The sequence below is a fragment of the Winogradskyella pacifica genome (genome assembly GCF_003386275.1).
GTDB lineage: Bacteria > Bacteroidota > Bacteroidia > Flavobacteriales > Flavobacteriaceae > Winogradskyella > Winogradskyella pacifica.
On record NZ_QREI01000047.1, the window covers coordinates 1 to 1152 of the forward strand.

Annotated in this window: 1 protein-coding gene; it reads right to left on the bottom strand. The window is 37.6% G+C overall.

Going from position 1 to position 1152, the window contains the following annotated elements:
• Positions 1-444 precede the first annotated feature (444 nt).
• The coding region (locus tag DFQ09_RS18735; RefSeq protein ID WP_115813168.1) for an Lcl C-terminal domain-containing protein at positions 445-1152 on the bottom strand (708 nt) is incomplete at its 5' end.

Sequence of the window (1152 nt, forward strand, 5' to 3'; positions counted from 1 at the left end):
AATACTTATTTGCATCCCTATGGGTTGGTTAGCGACTAAGTTATCACCACTGTCTCTTACAACAGCTTGGTAACTCATTTTTTCTGGCGTTTGGGAAAAACTGGTTGCCGTTAGTAATATGGCTACTAAAAATATGTATAATTTTTTTTTCATATTTAATATTTTAATTTCAAAATTATCTAAAAACGCATTTATAAACGCTGTTTTTTCTTGTGCTCTGTTGGCTCTTTAAATACAACGCATTAGCACCAATACAACGCACTCCATAGCTCTACCCAAACTATACTTATTATTCTTCGGGGAAATATTTGGTGCTTATAAAAACTTCTAATACCAGTTTACAAGTATTTCTGTAAACCAGTAATTCCGTATGTAGTGCCATTTTTAAAAAATAAAAACCGACCGCTTATACGGCACTATTTAAATTGATAAATAACTAAATGGTTAAAAAGCCCGAACTGCACGCACATAGTAGCTGATGTACTTAAAGAAGCCGAGCTTATTGCCATCGGCGAAACTCTGGTACCATGCGTAAGGATTATTGACCTCCGAAGAACTCCAGTAGTAATCGTTATAAAAAACAGCACCTGAATTTGCGGTTGCTGTAGCTTCTATAGCTGCTTTATTTAGGTACATTTCATTTAACTCATCTTGACTCGGTAAAAACCAATCGTTAAAACCACCTCCTGTATAGGCTCTTGCTAAACCTGCTGCATAATCGGTTTCTGTTGGACCTTGCGCTGCTATAATAGCATCTGTATTTGCAGCGCCAGTGCCAACTGCGGTACCTGTAGCTCCGGTAACTATGTAAGAACCATTATTCCATGGTATTACTGAACTTTGGTCTTCTATAGCGCAAACTAGCCCATGGGTATTATCTGTAGGATCCACCCAGAATACCACGCCTCCATTTCTAAAGTCGCCTACTGTTGCTGGCTCTAAAGTTGTAATTCGAGCATCTAAAGCTGCTATTTGCGCCTCTAATGCATCTACATAAGCCTTTGTTGCAGCATCTTGGGCATCTGTTGGGTCGGTTACGTTTTTTATTTGAGCATCTGCTGTATTACCTTCAGTAAGTACTTCTGATAAATTTTGAATTTCGTTACTAATATCACTATCAGCATCATTAATAAGTGATGTTAAATCTACTGT